The organism is Luteimonas suaedae (assembly GCF_008312895.1).
In the GTDB taxonomy this organism is placed as follows: Bacteria; Pseudomonadota; Gammaproteobacteria; order Xanthomonadales; family Xanthomonadaceae; genus Luteimonas; species Luteimonas suaedae.
Genome location: NZ_VSSP01000004.1, coordinates 214193 through 231344 on the forward strand (window position 1 = coordinate 214193; position 17152 = coordinate 231344).

Sequence of the window (17152 nt, forward strand, 5' to 3'; positions counted from 1 at the left end):
TGACGCGCGCGCGCCGCATCTCAGCCCGCCGCCACGGCCCGCTTCGCCGCGGCGACGATCCGGTCCACGCTCGGCAGGTATTTCATTTCCAGCCGGAACAGCGGGATGTGCGTGTCGTAGCCGGTGACGCGCTCGACCGGCGCTAGCAGGTCGTACATCGACTCCTCCGCCAGCCGCGCGGCGATCTCGGCGCCGAAGCCGGCGGTCTTGGCCGCCTCGTGCACGATCACGCAGCGGCCGGTCTTCGCGACCGACTCGGCGATGGTGTCGAAGTCGAGCGGCTTGAGCGTGGCCACGTCGATCACCTCGGCGGAGATGCCGTCCTCGGCCAGCCGATCGGCGGCCTCCAGCGTCTCCTTGACCTGCGCGCCCCAGGTGACCAGGGTGATGTCGTCGCCGTCGCGCAGCACGTAGCAAACGTCCAGCGGCAACGCTTCGCCGTCATCGGGCACCAGTTCCTTGTACTGGCGGTAGATGCGCTTGGGTTCGAAGTAGATCACCGGGTCCGGGTCGCGGATCGCCGCCAGCAGCAGGCCGTAGGCGCGCGCCGGCGAGGACGGCATGACCACGCGCAGGCCGGGCACGTTGGTAAAGATCGCCTCGTTGGCCTCGCTGTGGTGCTCGGGCGCGCGGATGCCGCCGCCCCAGGGCACGCGCAGCACCATCGGGCAGTGCAGGCGGCCGCGGGTGCGATAGCGCAGGCGTACCGCGTGGCAGACGATGTGGTCGATCATCGGGTACATGAAGCCGTCGAACTGCGACTCGGCGACAGGCTTCATGCCCTGCGCGGCCATGCCCACGGTGAGCCCGGCGATGGTGGTCTCGTCCAGCGGCGTGTCGAGCACGCGTTCGGGGCCGAAGGTCTGCTGCAGGCCGGCGGTGGCGCGGAACACGCCGCCGTTGACGCCGACGTCCTCGCCCAGCACCACCACCGAGTCGTCGTGACGCATTTCCCAGGCCAGCGCTTGGGTGATGGCCTCGATCAGGGTGATCGGGGCGTCGGTCTTCGCCTTTGTAGGAGGGGCTTCAGCCCCGACCCCAGGAGACTTCGCCGCACTCATGCACGTTTCTCCAGGGCGATCGCGGCGTCGCGCTGCTTCAACAGGTCAGCCGGCGGATCGGCGTAGAGGTAATCGAACATCGCCTCGACCGGCTGCACCTTCGACGCCAGGTAGGCGTTGATCTCGGCGTCGACGCGCTTGCCGCATGCCTCGGCCCAGGCCTTCTCCTGCTGCTCGTCCCAAAGCTTCTTCGTGGTGAGGAAGGTGCGCAGGCGCGGGATCGGGTCGCGCTCCCAGGCGGCCTTCACTTCCTCCTCCGAGCGATAGCGGCGGGCGTCGTCGGCGGTGGTGTGGTCGTGCAGGCGGTAGGTGAGGAACTCGATGACGGTGGCGCCTTCGCCGTTGCGCGCGCGCTCGGTGGCGCGGCGCATGCCCTCCAGTACCGCCACCAGGTCGTTGCCGTCCACCTGCAGGCAGGGCAGGCCGCCGGCGATGCCCTTCTGTGCCAGTGTCTTGGCGCCCGTCTGCGCCGAGCGCGGTACCGAGATCGCCCAGCCGTTGTTGATCACGCACAGCACCAGCGGCAGGGTGTAGGCGCCGGCGGAGTTGAGCGCGGCGTAGAAGTCGGTCTTCGACGAACCGCCGTCGCCGCAGCAGGCCACCGCCAGCCGCGGCTCCTTGCGCAGCTTGAACGCCAGCGCGGCGCCGGCCGCGTGCAGGCACTGGGTGGAGATCGGCACCGACCAGGAGAAGTCGTGGCGCGGCACCTCGAAGTCGTTGCCGCGTTCGTCGCCGCCCCAGTACATCAGGATCTCGCGTGGGTGCACGCCGCGCATGAACTGCGCACCGTATTCGCGGTAGCTGGGGGCGAACACGTCCTCGGGCCGCATCGAGGCGCCGATGCCGATGTGGGTGGCCTCGTGGCCCAGGCTGGAGGCGTAGGTGCCGAGCTTGCCGGTGCGCTGCAGCGCGATCGACTTGGTGTCGAACGTGCGCACGAACAGCATCTCCTTGAACAGCGGCAGCAGCGTCTCGGGATCGCTGAACGCGGCTGGAAAATCGGCGGTCGGCTTGCCGTCCGGGCCGAGATATTGCAGGTATTCGATTTCGAATGTCGCGGCGACGGTCATGTGCTGATCGGTCGTTGACGGAGAACGTCGATGGTAACCGTTCCCATGTAATGGGCCGTTGCGCGTTGCGTCATGACAGGCAGGCGCGGGTCTGCTGCGGCCGCGGGTGGCGCCTGCATACCGGACATGCAGTACGCGGGCATGTGTCGCCGAGCCCTGCTCCCTCTCCCCCGCTCGCGGGGGAGAGGGTTGGGGTGAGGGGGTGTGCCGGCGCCGGCGTCCTCGCCGTGTTGCAGAAGGATCGAGTGTTTCGGGTCTTCACTTCACTCGAGTTGAACTGGGTGCCGATGTGCTGTCGGCTCCGGTATTCCCCCTCACCCCAGCCCTCTCCCCCGCAAGCGGGGGAGAGGGAGCGGAAACGGCGCTGTTGGCGGCTCGACTTGAAAGCCCCCAAAAAAACCCCGGCCGAAGCCGGGGTCGCAAGGTACGCCGAACGAAAGATCAGGGATTGAAGCTGGCGCGCAGCGAGACGCGGGTGTGGGCGCGTTCGCCGACCAGGCGGATGTACCAAGTCCCGGCCGTCGGCGCGGCCACGTGGATGATCTCGTTGTTGCCGGGCCGGGAGGAGATCGCGTCGTAGGCGTCGTCGGTCGGGAGCTCGCCCAGGCGCGCGGTCAGCAGCACGTCGCCGCTGCCGCCGTAGCTGAGGATGCGCAGGTTGCGCGCGCCGGCCGGCACCTCGATGCGGTACAGGTGCGCGTCGCCGGCCGCGCCCTCGATGCCAGTCACGGCCTCGCGGTTCTGCAGCTCGACCACCTCGGGCGCGGCCTCGGTGACTTCCACCGATGCGCCGGCATCGTTGTTGCCCTCCTCGGGATCCTGGGTCTGCGAGGTGGCCGCGGCGGCCAGGGTGACCGTGGTGCCGAGCGCGCTCTCCGGCGCAGTGGCGCTCATGCCGAAGACCGCGTCGGCATCGACCCCGAGCGTGTCGGCGGTGCAGGCGACGGAGGTGCTGTCGCTGCCGCTGGTCGGCGCATCGCAGCTCCAGCCGTCCGGGGCCGAGACCGCCAGGTCGTCGAGTTCAACGTCGAGCGAGAAGCCCATGCCCGGGAACGCCGCCGCGTCCGGACCGGCGTTGCTCACGGTCACCGCGAATTCCATCGCATCGCCGACGGCCGCGCTGCTTTCGATCGCCTCGGCCATGACCTCGAGGTCGGCGAAGGTCAGCGCCTGCAGCCGCACCAGCAGCATGGTCGGATCGTGGTCGGACAGGCGCGTGGGCGTGTCGGGATCGTTGCGCGCGACCTCGGGGAAGTCGGCGTTGATGCGGGCGTGGCTGACCGCATGGCCGGCGACGTCCGCCGAGTCGAGCAGCGCGCGGTTGACCAGCACGTGGTCGAGCGACTGCGCCTGGTAGTCGAACACGAACGAGTAGCGCTCCGCCGGATCGGCGTCGAGCGTGGTGTTGTGCAGGTCCGGCTCGACCAGGTCTACGCCGTCGCCGTCGACCGCGGTCTCGTCGTCCGGGGTCGGCTGGCCGATGACCACGCCCAGCGCGTCGACGTGGCCGTCGTTGAACTGGAAGGCGTTGAAGTCGCCGAGCACCACGATCCTGCGCGCGGGATCGTCGTTCTGCATGCCGTCGATCAGCCCGGCCAGGTACTCCGACTGCGCCTGGCGCTTGGCGCGTACGCGCGCGCCGCCTGTCGGCCAGCCGCTGCTGCCGCTTTCGTCGTTGTCGATGCCGCTCAGCGAGCGCTGGTGCACCACGATCGGCGTGACCGGCAGGCTGCGGCCGTCGGTGAAGTGGACGATGGCGTCCATCACCAGCGGCGGGCGGTCGTTGAGCAGGGTGCTGGAGCCGTCGGGATTGGCCAGCATCGTGTCGGCGCCGGCCTGTTCGACCGACAGCACTTCGACGCGGGCGATGCCCGCCGCGACCTCGCCGGTGCGGGCCAGGAAGCCGACGTCGATGCCGCCGATGTCGTTGCCTTCCTCCAGCCACGCGGCATAGCCGGGATCGGGATCGCCGGCCGCCACGGCGTCGGCGTTGATGCGTTCGGCCAACGCCTGCAGCACCGACAGGTTCTCCACCTCGGTCACGCCGAGCACGTCGGGCGTGTGCAGGAACCGGCGGATGGCGATCGAGGCCTTGTTCAGGCGGCGCTCCAGCGCTTCCGGGGTCAGCACCGGATCGCCGGTGGCCGGGTCGTTCTCGGTGTCGAAGAAGCGCTCGAGGTTGTAGGTGGCGAAGGTGGCGTGGTCGGCGGTCGGGACCGTTGCCGCGCGCGGCTGGCCGGCGTCGCCGCACTCGGCCACGATCTCGGCCTCCGGGTAGATCGTGTAGCGGCGGAAGGTGTAGTCGAGCGGGCCGGTGAGCGAACCGTCGACGATCTCGCAGCCCGCGGCCACGTCGGCCGTCGGCGCGCCGATGGTGCCGCTGTTGACCACGATCAGTTCCGGATTGAAGTCCCAACGCGGGATGTTCGGCGCGCTGCTGCCGAGCGGGTCCGGATCCGGGACCGGGATGCCCGGCTCACGGAACGGCCGCGCGGTGCCGGTCACGACCACGGCGAAGCGGCCGTTGCCGGTGCCGGTGGCGGAGGGCTCGTTGGTGAAGCCGCCGGTCGGCGCGACCACGGTGAAGCTGGGCGCGGTCACGCGCATGCCTTCCAGGGGCTCGAGCTGGTCGAGGCCGCCGTCGGCATTGGGCAGATTGACGGTCAGTGCCACCGGTGTCGGCAGCGGATGGCCGCCGGACAGCTGCACCACGGACGGCGAGACGATCTCGGTCAGCGGCAGCTGGTGCGGGTCGGCGGCGGGGACGTACTCGTCCACCGTGCCCTGCACCAGCACCCGGCTGCCGACCGCGGCGGCATCCGGCGGCGCGCCGCCGGTGAACACGAAGATGCCTTCCGAGGTGGCCGGATTGCCGTCGTCCTCGCCATCGGCGCTCTGCAGGAAAAAACCGTTGTTCTTGCGGCCGGTGACGATGCCCTCGGTGGCCACCGCCTCGCCGTTGTAGGGGGAAAGCTGGCCGTCGCCCTGGATGGCGTGGATCGCCAGGGTGGTGACGTCGTCGTTGACGATGGTGCCGGTGGCCTGCGCGCGCGCGATCAGCGCGCCGACGGCGTTGTCGAGATCGACGTGGAAGGTCTCGTCCGGCTCGGTGTCGCCGTCGCCGAGCACGTCGACGGTGATCGTCACCGAGGTCTCGCCCTCGTCGATGGTCACGGTGCCGCTTTCGGCGATGTAGTCCTCGCCGGCGACGGCGCTGCCGTCGGTGGTGGCGTAGTCGACGCTGACGCCGCCCGCGCCGGCCGGCTGGTTGAGGCTGATGCTGAAGAAGAAGGGCGTGCTGCCGCCGTCGCCCTCGGCCGCGCTGGTGTCGGCGATGCTCAGGTAGGCCTCGCCGCCGCCGCCGCAGACGTTGGGGATCGCGGCGCTGTTGCGCGGTGCCGGCGTGCCGGTGGTGAAGTCGGCCGCGTTGTCGTTGCTGTCGCTGCAGCCGTCGTCGGCGCGGAAGGCGGCAGTGGAGCTGTTCAGGCCCGGCGCGGTGCCGCTGCCTTCGAAGTAGTTGGCGCCGCCAAACCCGACCAGGTCGAGGATCAGCGCTTCCTGTGCCGGCGTGCAGGGATTGTTGCCGCCGTTGCAGCCCAGGCCGGTGGTGGAATCGACCAGCGCCGCCTTGCCGGAGGCGGCGGCCATGTTGATGGTGCCCGTGGCGTCCGCGGCGGGCAGCGGCTCGCCGGTGCTGCCGCCGGCCAGCGCGACCAGGTAGTAGTGGCCGGGCTCGAGGGTGTCGCCGGGCAGTACGACCAGTTGCGTGGCAGTGGCGCCGAAATTGCCCGTCCCGGTGGCGCTGGCGTACTGCAGCGACTTGCCGGACAGCGACACCGCGTCGTCGCCGCGGTTGAACAGTTCGACGTAGTCGTTGGTGAAGGTGGCGCCGCTGTTGCCGCCGCCGCCGTAGACCTGGCTGATGACGACCTCGGCCTGGGCGGCGCCGATGCCGCAGGACAGAAGCAAGACCAGCCCGAGCTGGCGACCGATACCGCGCATGGTGGTACTCCCCTGGAAAGAAAGATGCTCGATCCGGCGCCCCCCGGCCGCCCGATTGTGCCCGGAACCGATGTCGGTTGCATGACGCCGGCGGCGGTTCCGACCGGGCCGGCGGGACGATTGGGTTAATCTGCGTGGATGACCGACCCGCGCAACGAACGCCCGCTCGAAGCGGGCATCCACACCGACCTGAACGGGCAGCTGACCTACGCCGGTTATCTGCGCCTGGACCGGCTGCTGTCGGCGCAGCAACCGCTGTCGGACCCGCCGCACCACGACGAGATGCTGTTCATCGTCCAGCACCAGGTGTCGGAGCTGTGGATCAAGCTGATGGTCCACGAGCTCTCGGCGGCGATCGCCCACCTCAAGCGCGACGAGGTCTGGCGCTGCCGCAAGGTGCTGGCACGCTGCAAGCAGGTGCTGCGGCAGCTGACCGAGCAGTGGTCGGTGCTGGAAACGCTGACCCCGGCCGAGTACCTGGAATTCCGGGAGATCCTGGGGCCGTCGTCGGGATTCCAGTCGCTGCAGTACCGCAGCATGGAGTTCCTGCTGGGCAACAAGAACGCCGCCATGCTGCGGGTGTTCGCCCATGATCCCGAGGGCCAGGCGGCGCTGCGCGAGACCTTGGAGGCGCCGAGCCTCTACGACGAGTTCCTGTGCTACCTGGCGCGCTGGGGACACGCGGTGCCGGAACGGCATTTGCAGCGCGACTGGAGCCAGCCGCATGCGCTGGACCGGGACCTGCTGCCGGTGCTCGGCGCCATCTACGAGGACACCGACCGCTATTGGCGCGAGTACGCCCTGAGCGAGGACCTGGTGGACGTGGAGACCCAGTTCCAGCTGTGGCGTTTCCGCCACATGCGCACGGTGATGCGGATCATCGGCTTCAAGCGCGGCACCGGCGGCTCCAGCGGCGTGGGTTTCCTCAAGCAGGCGCTGGAGCTGACGTTCTTTCCGGAGCTGTTCGAGGTGCGCACCCATCTCGGCGACCACCCGCCACCCCCGTAGGAGCGCGCCATGCGCGCGATACCGCGGGTGCCGGCCAGATCCGGTGGATGCCGCGATTCCGGACCGGCAGGCGCCGGTCACCGGAGTTCGCGGGCGGCGCCATGCCCGCGGCATCGCGCGCATGGCGCGCTCCTACGAGCGGGCCACGCGGGAAGCGGGGACGATCCGGGTTAGGATGCGGCGGTTCATCCTACAGACAGGAGCCAGCGCATGAGTCAGCCCAGCCCGGAGACCGCGGCGGCGTCACGCAACTTCGTGACCCGATTCCTCGATGCGGTGGAGCGCGTCGGCAACAAGCTGCCGGATCCGGCGATGCTGTTCCTGATCCTGATGGTGGTGGTGTGGGTGGTCTCGGCGCTGCTGGCCAACGTAAGTTTCGCCGAGGTCGATCCGCGCAACGGCGATCCGATCCAGATCCGCAACATGCTCAGCGGCGCCAGCTTCACCGAGTTCATGGCGCAGATGGTGCGCACCTTCGTCAACTTCGCGCCGCTGGGCGTGGTGCTGGTGGCGATGCTGGGCCTGGGCGTGGCCGAACACACCGGCTTCATCAGCGCAGGACTGCGGGCGATCCTGTCGTTCACGCCGAAGATGCTGCTGACCCCGGTGCTGATCGCGGTCGGCGTGCTCAGCCACGTGGCGGTCGATGCCGGCTACGTACTGGTGATCCCGCTGGGCGCGGTGATCTTCTACGCCGCCGGCAGGCATCCGCTGGCCGGCATCGCTGCCGCGTTCGCCGGTGTGTCCGGCGGCTTCTCGGCGACGCTGTTCGTGCCCTCGAGCCTGGACCCGTTGCTGGCCGGGCTGACCCAGGAGGCGGCACGGATCATCGATCCGACCGCGGTGGTCAACCCGCTGAACAATTACTTCTTCACCACGGCATCCACTTTCCTGGTGATCGTGATCGGCTGGTTCCTGACCGACAAGGTGATCGAGCCGCGGCTGCGCGGCACCGAGGTCGACGGCGACGTCAGCGAATTCCAGACGATGGACGAGCTCGGCCAACGCGAGCGCAAGGGCCTGCTGCTGGCGGTGCTGGGCATGCTGGTGGCCGCTGTCGTGTTCGCGCTGTCGTTGATGCCGGAGACCTCAGCCTGGCGCGCGCCGGCCGAGGCGGTGCCGCCCGGCGGGCATCCGCTGCTGGTCGCCGCGGCGCCGGTGATGCAGTCGATCGTGCCGCTGATCTTCATCTTCTTCCTGATCCCGGGCGTGATCTACGGCTACGTCGCCGGCACGGTCAAGAGCCATCGCGACGTCATCCAGGGCATGAGCAAGGCGATGGGCAGCATGGCGTACTACATCGTCATGGCGTTCTTCGCCGCGCAGTTCATCTACGCCTTCGGGCAGAGCAACCTGGGCGCGCTGATGGCGATCAAGGGCGCGGCCTGGCTGCAGGCGATGAACTTCCCGATGGGCGTGACCCTGGTCGGCATCGTGCTGCTGTCGGGCTTCGTCAACCTGATGGTTGGTTCGGCCTCGGCCAAGTGGGCGCTGATCGGCGCGATCATGGTGCCGATGCTGATGCAACTGGGGGTCTCGCCGGACCTGACCCAGGCGGCCTATCGCGTCGGCGACTCCAGCACCAACATCATCACCCCGCTGCTGCCGTACTTCCCGCTGGTGGTGGTGTTCTGCCAGCGCTACGTGAAGTCCAGCGGCATCGGCACCCTGCTGGCGCTGATGCTGCCGTTCTCGATCACCCTGCTGGTGGTGTGGACCGCGTTCCTGATCGGCTTCTGGGCGCTGGGCATCCCGCTGGGCGTCGGCGCGAGCTACGCTTATCCAGGGCCGTAATGGCCCTGGTCGGGAGGACCGAAGCCCGCGACCTCGAACCGGGAAGCGGGGCACCGAACGCGCCCACATCGTCATCCCGGCGCCAGCCGTGATCCAGCGTTGCTTTCGCTACTCGCTGGAAAACACAGCGCGAAAAACCGGATCCCGGCCTGCGCCGGGATGACGGTAACGGGCATGGCCGCGACGGCGTGATGCTGGCGGGTCCCGAGCCCTCTTCGCGGCGGCCCGCGATCAGGTGCGGCCGCCGGCCAGGCCCTTGAGCCAGCGCGAGAGCAGCAGCAGGAGCACGCCGGGGCCCGCGGTCCACAGGAAGATCGACAGGAACATGGACGGCATCTGCGGCAGCGACTCGTGGTCGAACTGCCCGGCGATCAGCCCCGCGAACAGGTTGCCCAGCGATATCGAGATGAACCACAGGCCCATCATCTGGCCGAGGAACTTGCGCGGCGCCAGCTTGGTGACCGCCGACAGCCCGACCGGACTCAGGCACAGCTCGCCGGTGGTGTGCAGCAGGTAGGTCAGCACCAGCCACAGCGGCAGCACTTGCTCGCCGGCGGCGGCCAGCGTGGCGGCGAACGCCATCACCGCGAAGCCCAGGCCCAGCGAGATCAGGCCGAGCGCGAACTTCACCGGCACCGACGGGTTGAGATTGCGCGCGCCGAGCCGGATCCAGATGGCAGCGAACACCGGCGCCAGCAGGATGATGAAGATCGGGTTGACCGCCTGCAGGAACGACGCCGGCATCTCCAAGCCGAAGATCATGCGGTCGGTATAGCGCTGGGCGAAGATGTTGAGCGAGGAGCCGGCCTGCTCGAACCCGGACCAGAACATCGCCGAGAAGATGAACAGGATCGCCAGCAGCCAGACCCTGCGCTTGTCCTGCGCATCGACGCGGCCGAACAGCAGGATGTAGGCGAAGTACACCACCGCGATACCGATGATCACCGCGGCCGCGCTGCGCGCGACCAGCAGCGGGTCGATGGTCAGCAGGCCGGCGAACACCGCGATCGCGATCGCCGCCATCGCCGCGACCGCGATCCAGAGCCCACGCCACTCGTTGCGCAGCCGCGGTGCGTCGGCGGGATCGTCGAAATCCCGGATCGGCCGTGCGCCGGCGTCGCCGAGCTTGTGCTGCTGGATGCGGTACTGGATCACGCCGGCGACCATGCCGACGCCCGCGGCGGCGAAGCCGTAGTGCCAGTTCCAGCCTTCGCCCAGCGCGCCGACGACGAACGGACCGATGAATGCGCCCAGGTTGATGCCCATGTAGAACAGCGAGAAGCCGGCATCGCGCCGCGCGCCGCCTTCCGGATACAGCTCGCCGACGATGGTCGAGGCGTTGGGCTTGAGCAGGCCGGTGCCGATCACGATCAGGAACAGGCCCAGATAGAAGAACGGCAGGTTCGGCACCGCGAGGCTGAAGTGGCCCAGGGCGATGATGATGCCGCCGTACCAGACCGCCTTCTGCTGCCCGATCAGCCGGTCGGCGACCCATCCGCCGGGCACCGCCAGCAGGTACACGCCCGCGGTGTAGAGCCCGTACACCGCACCGGCGTGCTGCTCGGTGAATCCGAGCCCGCCGGCCTCGACCGCGGCGACCATGAACAGGAACAGGATCGCCCGCATCCCGTAGTAGGAGAAGCGCTCCCACATTTCCAGGAAGAACAGGGTGTAGAGACCGGGCGGGTGCTTCGCCTGGGCGGCGACGGGCTGGTTCATGGGCGGGCTTCCGGATGGACAAACCCGGGCACCATGGCCTCCGCGATTGTTCCACGTCAATAGCAGGTCGGTGAGGGCCGGGCGGGAGCGGTGAGGGGGCGAGGAACGGGAAAGGAGGAACGAAAGTGTGCGGGGTTGGGGAATCCGTAGCGCCAGAACACCGGATCGTCATCCCGGCGCATGCCGGGATCCAGTGCCTTTGTCGTGGGGCCCGCTGCGGGAGCGGACCTGGACGGACCGGCCCGCGCCTACGGTCGTGAAGCCAAGTCCAGCTTGGTCAGCAGCCGGTCGAGCATGAGCCGTTCGCTCTCGTCCAGCTGCGCCAGCAGCTCGCGCTCATAGCCGAGCGCCAGCGGCACGACCTCGTCGTAGACCCGGTAGCCGGCCTCGCTCAGCTGCAGCACCGAGCGGCGGCGGTCGCTGCCGTGCATCTCGCGTTCGACCAGTCCCCGCTTGAGCAGCCGTGCCACCGCACGGCTCACCGCCACCTTGTCCATCGCAGTGCGGTCGGCGACGCCGTTGGCCGACAGTTCCGGATAACGGCCCAGCACCGCGATCACCCGCCACTCGGTGATCCCGATGCCGAAACGCTCGGCGTAGGCATTGGCGATGGTCTGGCTGACGTGGTTGGAGAGCACGCTCAGCCGGTAGGGCAGGAAGCGCTCGAGTTCCAGCACCTCATGCGCGGCGGAACGGTCCTGCGACGGCGCGGGATCTTGAGTCATGTTGCGTTGCACCTTGCAAATGGTTGCACTTGAAACTATAAAACAGGTTCGTCAACCGCAACGCGCACTGTAGCGCGCCGCACCCGTACAGCAGGAGTCGACCATGAGCGCCCAACCCCACGCGCAGCCCCAGGGCCCCAACCTCGGCATGCAGGTGACCACCTTCGAGAACCCGATGGGCATCGATGGCTTCGAGTTCGTCGAGTTCGCCGCCCCCGCGAGCCAGGGCGCGATGCTGCACGATTATTTCCGGAAGATGGGTTTCAGCGCCGTGCTCAGGCATAAGTCACGCGCGATCACCGTCTATCGGCAGGGCGGGGTGAACTTCCTGGTCAACGAGGATCCGGATTCGTTCGCCGCCGATTTCGCCGCCGCCCATGGGCCCTGCGCCTGCGGCTTCGCGATCCGCTTCGCCAAGCCGGCGACCGAAGTGTTCGACAAGGTGCTGGAGAACGGCGGCGAGGCCGTGGACAACAAGGCATCCACCAGGGCCGTTGACGCGCCGGTGGTCAAGGGCATCGGCGACTGCATGCTGTACCTGGTCGATCGCTACGGCGACAAGGGCTCGGTCTACGAGGACTTCACGCCGGTCGAAGGTGCCGACCAGAACCCGACCGGCTTCGGGCTGACCTTCATCGACCACCTGACCCACAACCTGTACCAGGGCAACATGCAGAAGTGGTCGGACTACTACGAGCGGCTGTTCAACTTCCGCGAGATCCGCTACTTCGACATCAAGGGCGCCAAGACCGGCTTGGTGTCGAAGGCGATGACCGCGCCGGACGGCGTGGTGCGGATCCCGCTCAACGAGTCCAACGATCCCAAGAGCCAGATCAACGAGTACCTCGACACGTACAAGGGCGAGGGCATCCAGCACATCGCCTGCTTCACCGACGATATCTACACCACGGTGGAGAAGATGCGCGAGGCCGGCGTCGAGTTCCTGGATACGCCTGACACCTATTTCGAGGTGATCGACCAGCGCATTCCGAACCACCGCGAGGACGTGCCACGCCTGGCGCGCAACAAGATCCTGATCGACGCCGACGCCGAGACCAAGCAGCGCCTGCTGCTGCAGATCTTCACCCAGAACGCGATCGGCCCGATCTTCTTCGAGATCATCCAGCGCAAGGGCAACGAGGGCTTCGGCGAGGGCAACTTCCAGGCCCTGTTCGAGAGCATCGAGCGCGACCAGATGAAGCGCGGCGTGCTCTGAGCCTTCTCCCACTGGAGAGGGGACTGCCCCGAGTTTTTTGAGCCCCTCTCCCTTTGGGAGAGGGGTTGGGGTGAGGGTACGGCGAAGTGACGACAATCAAGCCCCCGCTACCGACCCGAACCCTCGACAGCGCACGCCGGCTGCGCAGCGAGATGACGGATGCCGAACGAAAGCTTTGGAGGCATCTGCGAGCAGGTCAGCTGGACGGCCTGAAGTTCCGCCGCCAGCATCCCGTCCCGCCCTACATTGCCGACTTCTGCTGCATCGAGGAAAAGCTGATTGTCGAACTGGATGGTTCACAGCACACCGTGGATGCCGACGCTGTCAGTACGCGGTACCTCGAAGCTCAAGGCTGGCGATTGCTCCGGTTCTGGGGCAATGATGTGCTGAGCAATCCCGATGCGGTGCTCGAAGCGATCTGGAACAGTGTCGGGCGCCGTACCCTCACCCCAACCCCTCTCCCGGAGGGAGAGGGGCTCAAGAGCTGACTGCCATGGCTTCCTCAACCCTCAGTTCCACAAGTTACATGTCCGGCTTCGGCAACGAATTCGCCACCGAGGCCGAGCCCGGCACCTTGCCGGTCGGACAGAACTCACCGCAGAAGGTCGCGCACGGGCTGTACGCCGAGCAGCTGAGCGGCACCGCGTTCACGGCGCCGCGCGGCGTGAACCGGCGCAGTTGGCTATACCGGATCCGGCCGGCGCTGACGCACGGCGGCTTCGCGCCGTTCGAGCAGCCGCGCCTGCACGACGATTTCGTCCACGGCCCGGTCTCTCCCGACCAGCTGCGCTGGAGCCCGATGCCGATTCCCGCCGAGGCGCCGGTCGATTTCGTCGACGGGCTGTTCACCATGGGCGGCAACGGCTACGCCGGCGCGCAGCAGGGCGTCGGCATCCATCTGTACGCGGCCAACGCCTCGATGGACGGGCGTTTCTTCTACAGCGCCGACGGTGAGCTGCTGATCGTGCCGCAGCAGGGGCGGCTGCATATCGCCACCGAACTCGGGATGCTCGAAGTCGGACCGCAGGAGATCGCGGTGGTCCCGCGCGGCATCCGCTTCCGCGTCGAACTGCCGGACGGGCCGTCGCGCGGCTACCTATGCGAAAACTTCGGCGCGCAGCTGCGGTTGCCGGACCTGGGGCCGATCGGCGCCAACGGCTTGGCCAACCCGCGCGATTTCCTCACGCCCTGCGCAGGCTACGAGGACGTCGAGGGCGATTTCGAGCTGATCGCCAAGTTCCAGGGCCACCTGTGGCGCGCCGATATCGACCATTCGCCGCTCGACGTGGTCGGCTGGCACGGCAACTACGCGCCCTACAAGTACGACCTGCGCCGCTTCAACGCGATCGGCTCGATCAGTTTCGACCATCCCGACCCGAGCATCTTCACCGTGCTCACCGCACCCAGCGACACGCCCGGCACGGCCAACATGGATTTCGCGATCTTTCCGCCGCGCTGGCTGGTAGCGCAACACACCTTCCGGCCGCCGTGGTTCCACCGCAACGTCGCCAGCGAGTTCATGGGCCTGGTGCACGGCGCCTACGACGCCAAGGCGGAAGGGTTCGCGCCGGGTGGATGCTCGCTGCACAACTGCATGAGCGGGCATGGACCGGACGCGGCGACCTTCGAGAAGGCGTCGAACGCCGACCTGTCGAAGCCGGACGTGATCGCCGACACCATGGCCTTCATGTTCGAGACCCGCGCGGTAATCCGGCCGACGCAGCAGGCGATCGACGCCGGGCACCGGCAGCGCGACTACCAGGCCTGCTGGGCGGGGTTGGAGAAGCATTTCCGACGGCCATCCGGATCGTAGGAGCGCGTCATACGCCGATGCCGCGGGCATTTCGCCGCCCGCGAGTTCCGGTGATCGGCGCGCCTGCCGGTCCGGGATCACGGCACCGGATCCTGTCGGCACCCGCGGCATCGCGCGCATGGCGCGCTCCTACGAGGGGCGCGGACCCGTGCGAGCGGCATCGTTCGTTGCGCGATGCAGCTCGCGATCGCGTAGGCTTGCTGTCGCCATGCCATCAGGAGCCATGCCGATGAAACCGTCGATCCCGCTCGCCGCCGCCGCGCTCGTCCTCGCGCTGTCCGCCTGCCAGGAACGCCCGCAGACTACGGATCCGGCCGCAGATTCCGTCGCCAGCGGCGACGCCATGACCGATCCCGCGGCACCGCCGCCGCTCGACCAGCCCGAGGAAGACGTACCGCCGGCGACCGCGGCCGATGCCGCCGCGGCGACCGGGGCGATGCCGGCCGAAGGCGCGATCACCTTCGAAGGCTTCGGCCCGGCCGCGTTCGGCGCCGATCAGGAACAGGTACGCATGGCCTGGGGTCGCGACCTCGGCGAACCCACGCCTTCCGAACCCGGTGGTTGCTATTACCTGATGCCGCAACCGCAGCCATCCGACGGCTACCGCATTGCCTTCATGGTCGAGGGCGACCGCTTCTCGCGCATCGACGTGCGCGCCGACGACATCGTCGCGCCGGGTGGCGGCCGGGTGGGCATGAGCGCCGACGAGATCGAGGCGCTGTATCCCGGCCGGGTCGAGCGGCGGCCGCACAAGTACGTCGAAGGCGCGTCGTATCTGCGCATTCCCGACGAGGCCGGCGGCAAGGGCGTGCTGCTGTTCGCCACCGACGAGCACGGCCGCGTCACCGAATGGCGCATCGGCGTGCCGCCGCAGGTGGACTATGTCGAGGGCTGCTCTTGAGGGCTAGGAACGAGAAGCGAGGAGTGAGAAACGAGAGAAGATCCTCCGTCCGCACTCGTTTTCTCCACTCGTTTCTGTTCCGCGCCTGGAATCGCGACGGACCCGCGGCGAGGAGTCTGCGAGGTGGGCTACGGCGAGAACCGACCTCAAGTGTCGGAAGCGGGAACGAGGCGCAGGACGTTCGCTTTTACTCGTTTCTCACTCCTCACTCCTCGTTTCTCGTTCCTGGGTTTCAGCTAAAGGAGTCCGACGATGGTGATGGAGTCGATCGGTTGGTTCGTGCTCGGCCTGGCGCTGCTGGCGCTCGGCGGCGATTCGATCGTCAAGGGGACCTCGGGCCTGGCGCAGCGCCTGGGCGTGTCGCCGTTCGTCGCCGGCCTGCTGCTGCTGGCCTTCGCCACGTCGCTGCCGGAGTTGGCGGTCAATGCGCGGGCGTTCGCGATCGGCGAATCGCAGCTGGCGCTGGGCAACGCGGTCGGCAGCAACATCGTCAACTTCGGCCTGACCCTGGGACTGGCGGCGCTGGTCGCGCCGCTGGTGCTGCGGATGCGGCTGCTGGCGCCGATGCTGGTGCTGCTGGCGGTCGCGACGCTGGCGACGATCGCCTTCGGGCTCGACGGCCGTATTGGCCGCGTCGAAGGCGCCGGACTGCTGCTGGGTTTCGCCGCGATGCTCGGCTTCCTGCTGGCGCGCGCGCGGCGCGAGGAGGCTGGCGTGCGCGAGGAGATCGCCGGCTACGTGGCCACGCGCCCGCTGCTCGGTCTCAACCTGGTCCGGATCGTGGTGGCGGCGGCGCTGCTGTACTTCGGCGCCGGCTACGTCGTGCAGGGCGGGCTGGGGCTGGGCGCGGCCTGGGGGTTGTCGCCGTTGCTGGTCGGGCTGCTGCCGGTGGCGATCGGCACCGCGCTGCCGGAAGTGGCGGCGGCGATCATGGCGGCACGGCGCGGGCGCGGCGACATGGTCGCCGGGCACGTGCTCGGCTCCAGCCTGTTCAACCTGCTGGTGGTGATCGGTGGCATGGCCGTGCTGCGACCGCAGACGCTGCCCGCCTCCTTCGTGCGCCTGGAACTGCCGGTGGCGATCGCGTTCGTGCTGGCCTTGTACCCGATGCTGCGCGGCGACCTGCGGATCAGCCGGCTCGAGGGCGGCATCCTCGTCGCCGTGTTCGCGGCGTGGGTCGCGTTCGAACTGCTCCTGATCTAGAAGCGCTTTTTGCCGCGGACTTGCGTCGATGCACGCGATCCGCGGCTTTTCGTTACCGGCTGTCGGGCGGACTGGCGTCGTCTCTGGGCGTGGTCGGCGGCCGCGGGTCCTTCTCCGCCAGCGACAGCGCGGCCTTGGCCATCAGGTGGGCGCTGATCGGCGCAGTGATGAACAGGAAGCCGGTGATCAGCAGCTCGCGTAGGCCGAGGCCGTCGCCGAGCGCCGCGTGGTGGCCGATCGACGCCACCAGGATGCAGCCGACGCCCAGTGTCGTGGCCTTGGTCGGACCATGCAGGCGCTTGAAGAACTCCGACAGCTTGACCAGGCCGATCGAGCCGACCAGCACGAAGAACGTGCCCACCGCCAGCAGCAGTACCAGCAGGATTTCGAAGGCCGCGCTCATTCGACGATGTCCCGGCGCATCACGTACTTGCTCAGCATCACCGTGCCGACGAAGCCGAGCATGGCGATGATCAGCGCGGCCTCGAAGTAGATCGACGAATCCAGGTACATGCCGAACAGGATCAGCAGGGCGATCGTGTTCACGTACAGGGTGTCCAGCGCCAGGATGCGGTCCGGCACGCTGGGCCCGCGCAGCAGCCGCCACAGGCTCATCAGCATCGCCAGGCCGACCGCGTAC

Annotated in this window: 14 protein-coding genes; 7 read left to right on the plus strand and 7 right to left on the minus strand. The window is 68.4% G+C overall.

Going from position 1 to position 17152, the window contains the following annotated elements; genetic code table 11:
* Positions 1-20: 20 nt before the first annotated feature.
* From FXO19_RS08720 to FXO19_RS08730, 3 genes are all read right to left on the minus strand, one after another.
* Positions 21-1061 (minus strand): alpha-ketoacid dehydrogenase subunit beta, encoded by a 1041-nt coding sequence (locus FXO19_RS08720; RefSeq protein ID WP_149194688.1) that lies wholly within the window; start codon positions 1059-1061, stop codon positions 21-23.
* The gene (gene pdhA / locus FXO19_RS08725; protein WP_149194689.1) at positions 1058-2131 is read right to left on the minus strand and encodes a pyruvate dehydrogenase (acetyl-transferring) E1 component subunit alpha; all 1074 of its coding nucleotides are present in this window, start codon (positions 2129-2131) and stop codon (positions 1058-1060) included. Before pdhA ends, FXO19_RS08720 begins: the two co-directional genes overlap by 4 nt.
* 441 nt (positions 2132-2572) lie before the next feature.
* Entirely contained in the window at positions 2573-6133 is a 3561-nt protein-coding gene (locus FXO19_RS08730) for a Calx-beta domain-containing protein (protein WP_149194690.1), read from the minus strand.
* Positions 6134-6271: 138 nt separating this feature from the next.
* Between FXO19_RS08730 and FXO19_RS08735 the strand changes: the two genes are divergently transcribed.
* Positions 6272-7141, plus strand: a complete 870-nt coding sequence (locus FXO19_RS08735; RefSeq protein ID WP_149194691.1) for a tryptophan 2,3-dioxygenase — start codon at positions 6272-6274, stop codon at positions 7139-7141.
* A 210-nt stretch (positions 7142-7351) separates the two neighbouring features.
* Positions 7352-8935, plus strand: a complete 1584-nt coding sequence (locus FXO19_RS08740) for an AbgT family transporter (RefSeq protein ID WP_149194692.1) — start codon at positions 7352-7354, stop codon at positions 8933-8935.
* 231 nt (positions 8936-9166) lie between these two features.
* On the opposite strand, the gene FXO19_RS08745 is transcribed toward FXO19_RS08740, so the two are convergent.
* Positions 9167-10654, minus strand: coding sequence for a peptide MFS transporter (locus FXO19_RS08745; RefSeq protein ID WP_149194693.1), 1488 nt, complete (start codon positions 10652-10654; stop codon positions 9167-9169).
* 248 nt (positions 10655-10902) lie between these two features.
* Positions 10903-11379: a MarR family winged helix-turn-helix transcriptional regulator gene (locus FXO19_RS08750; RefSeq protein WP_149194694.1), complete on the minus strand. Its 477-nt coding sequence runs from the start codon at positions 11377-11379 to the stop codon at positions 10903-10905.
* A 103-nt stretch (positions 11380-11482) separates the two neighbouring features.
* Here FXO19_RS08750 and hppD point away from each other — a divergent pair, with 103 nt between their 5' ends.
* From hppD to FXO19_RS08775, 5 genes are all read left to right on the plus strand, one after another.
* Complete coding sequence (gene hppD, locus FXO19_RS08755; protein ID WP_187775709.1) at positions 11483-12595, plus strand: 4-hydroxyphenylpyruvate dioxygenase; 1113 nt, start codon at positions 11483-11485, stop codon at positions 12593-12595.
* 86 nt (positions 12596-12681) lie between these two features.
* On the plus strand, positions 12682-13083 hold the full coding sequence (locus FXO19_RS08760; protein WP_255516353.1) for an endonuclease domain-containing protein: 402 nt from the start codon (positions 12682-12684) through the stop codon (positions 13081-13083).
* Positions 13084-13088: 5 nt separating this feature from the next.
* The gene (gene hmgA / locus FXO19_RS08765) at positions 13089-14408 is read left to right on the plus strand and encodes a homogentisate 1,2-dioxygenase (RefSeq protein ID WP_149194695.1); all 1320 of its coding nucleotides are present in this window, start codon (positions 13089-13091) and stop codon (positions 14406-14408) included.
* A 229-nt stretch (positions 14409-14637) separates the two neighbouring features.
* Entirely contained in the window at positions 14638-15309 is a 672-nt protein-coding gene (locus FXO19_RS08770) for a hypothetical protein (protein WP_255516354.1), read from the plus strand.
* A 252-nt stretch (positions 15310-15561) separates the two neighbouring features.
* The gene (locus FXO19_RS08775; RefSeq protein WP_187775710.1) at positions 15562-16512 is read left to right on the plus strand and encodes a sodium:calcium antiporter; all 951 of its coding nucleotides are present in this window, start codon (positions 15562-15564) and stop codon (positions 16510-16512) included.
* Between the two features lie 52 nt (positions 16513-16564).
* Here the strand turns inward: FXO19_RS08775 and FXO19_RS08780 are convergent, their stop codons facing one another.
* Positions 16565-16915, minus strand: a complete 351-nt coding sequence (locus FXO19_RS08780; RefSeq protein ID WP_149194697.1) for a Na+/H+ antiporter subunit G — start codon at positions 16913-16915, stop codon at positions 16565-16567.
* Complete coding sequence (locus FXO19_RS08785) at positions 16912-17133, minus strand: K+/H+ antiporter subunit F (RefSeq protein ID WP_255516359.1); 222 nt, start codon at positions 17131-17133, stop codon at positions 16912-16914. The genes FXO19_RS08780 and FXO19_RS08785 overlap by 4 nt, the downstream gene beginning before the upstream one ends.
* Positions 17134-17152 lie beyond the last annotated feature (19 nt).

What these genes read in the sequence shown, in the direction of transcription:
- FXO19_RS08720 (WP_149194688.1), bottom strand. Translation starts at nt 1,061, where the DNA reads ATGAGTGCGGCGAAGTCTCCTGGGGTCGGGGCTGAAGCCCCTCCTACA.
- pdhA (WP_149194689.1), bottom strand. Translation starts at nt 2,131, where the DNA reads ATGACCGTCGCCGCGACATTCGAAATCGAATACCTGCAATATCTCGGC.
- FXO19_RS08730 (WP_149194690.1), bottom strand. Translation starts at nt 6,133, where the DNA reads ATGCGCGGTATCGGTCGCCAGCTCGGGCTGGTCTTGCTTCTGTCCTGC.
- FXO19_RS08735 (WP_149194691.1), top strand. Translation starts at nt 6,272, where the DNA reads ATGACCGACCCGCGCAACGAACGCCCGCTCGAAGCGGGCATCCACACC.
- FXO19_RS08740 (WP_149194692.1), top strand. Translation starts at nt 7,352, where the DNA reads ATGAGTCAGCCCAGCCCGGAGACCGCGGCGGCGTCACGCAACTTCGTG.
- FXO19_RS08745 (WP_149194693.1), bottom strand. Translation starts at nt 10,654, where the DNA reads ATGAACCAGCCCGTCGCCGCCCAGGCGAAGCACCCGCCCGGTCTCTAC.
- FXO19_RS08750 (WP_149194694.1), bottom strand. Translation starts at nt 11,379, where the DNA reads ATGACTCAAGATCCCGCGCCGTCGCAGGACCGTTCCGCCGCGCATGAG.
- hppD (WP_187775709.1), top strand. Translation starts at nt 11,483, where the DNA reads ATGAGCGCCCAACCCCACGCGCAGCCCCAGGGCCCCAACCTCGGCATG.
- hmgA (WP_149194695.1), top strand. Translation starts at nt 13,089, where the DNA reads ATGGCTTCCTCAACCCTCAGTTCCACAAGTTACATGTCCGGCTTCGGC.
- FXO19_RS08770 (WP_255516354.1), top strand. Translation starts at nt 14,638, where the DNA reads ATGAAACCGTCGATCCCGCTCGCCGCCGCCGCGCTCGTCCTCGCGCTG.
- FXO19_RS08775 (WP_187775710.1), top strand. Translation starts at nt 15,562, where the DNA reads ATGGTGATGGAGTCGATCGGTTGGTTCGTGCTCGGCCTGGCGCTGCTG.
- FXO19_RS08780 (WP_149194697.1), bottom strand. Translation starts at nt 16,915, where the DNA reads ATGAGCGCGGCCTTCGAAATCCTGCTGGTACTGCTGCTGGCGGTGGGC.
- FXO19_RS08785 (WP_255516359.1), bottom strand. Translation starts at nt 17,133, where the DNA reads ATGCTGATGAGCCTGTGGCGGCTGCTGCGCGGGCCCAGCGTGCCGGAC.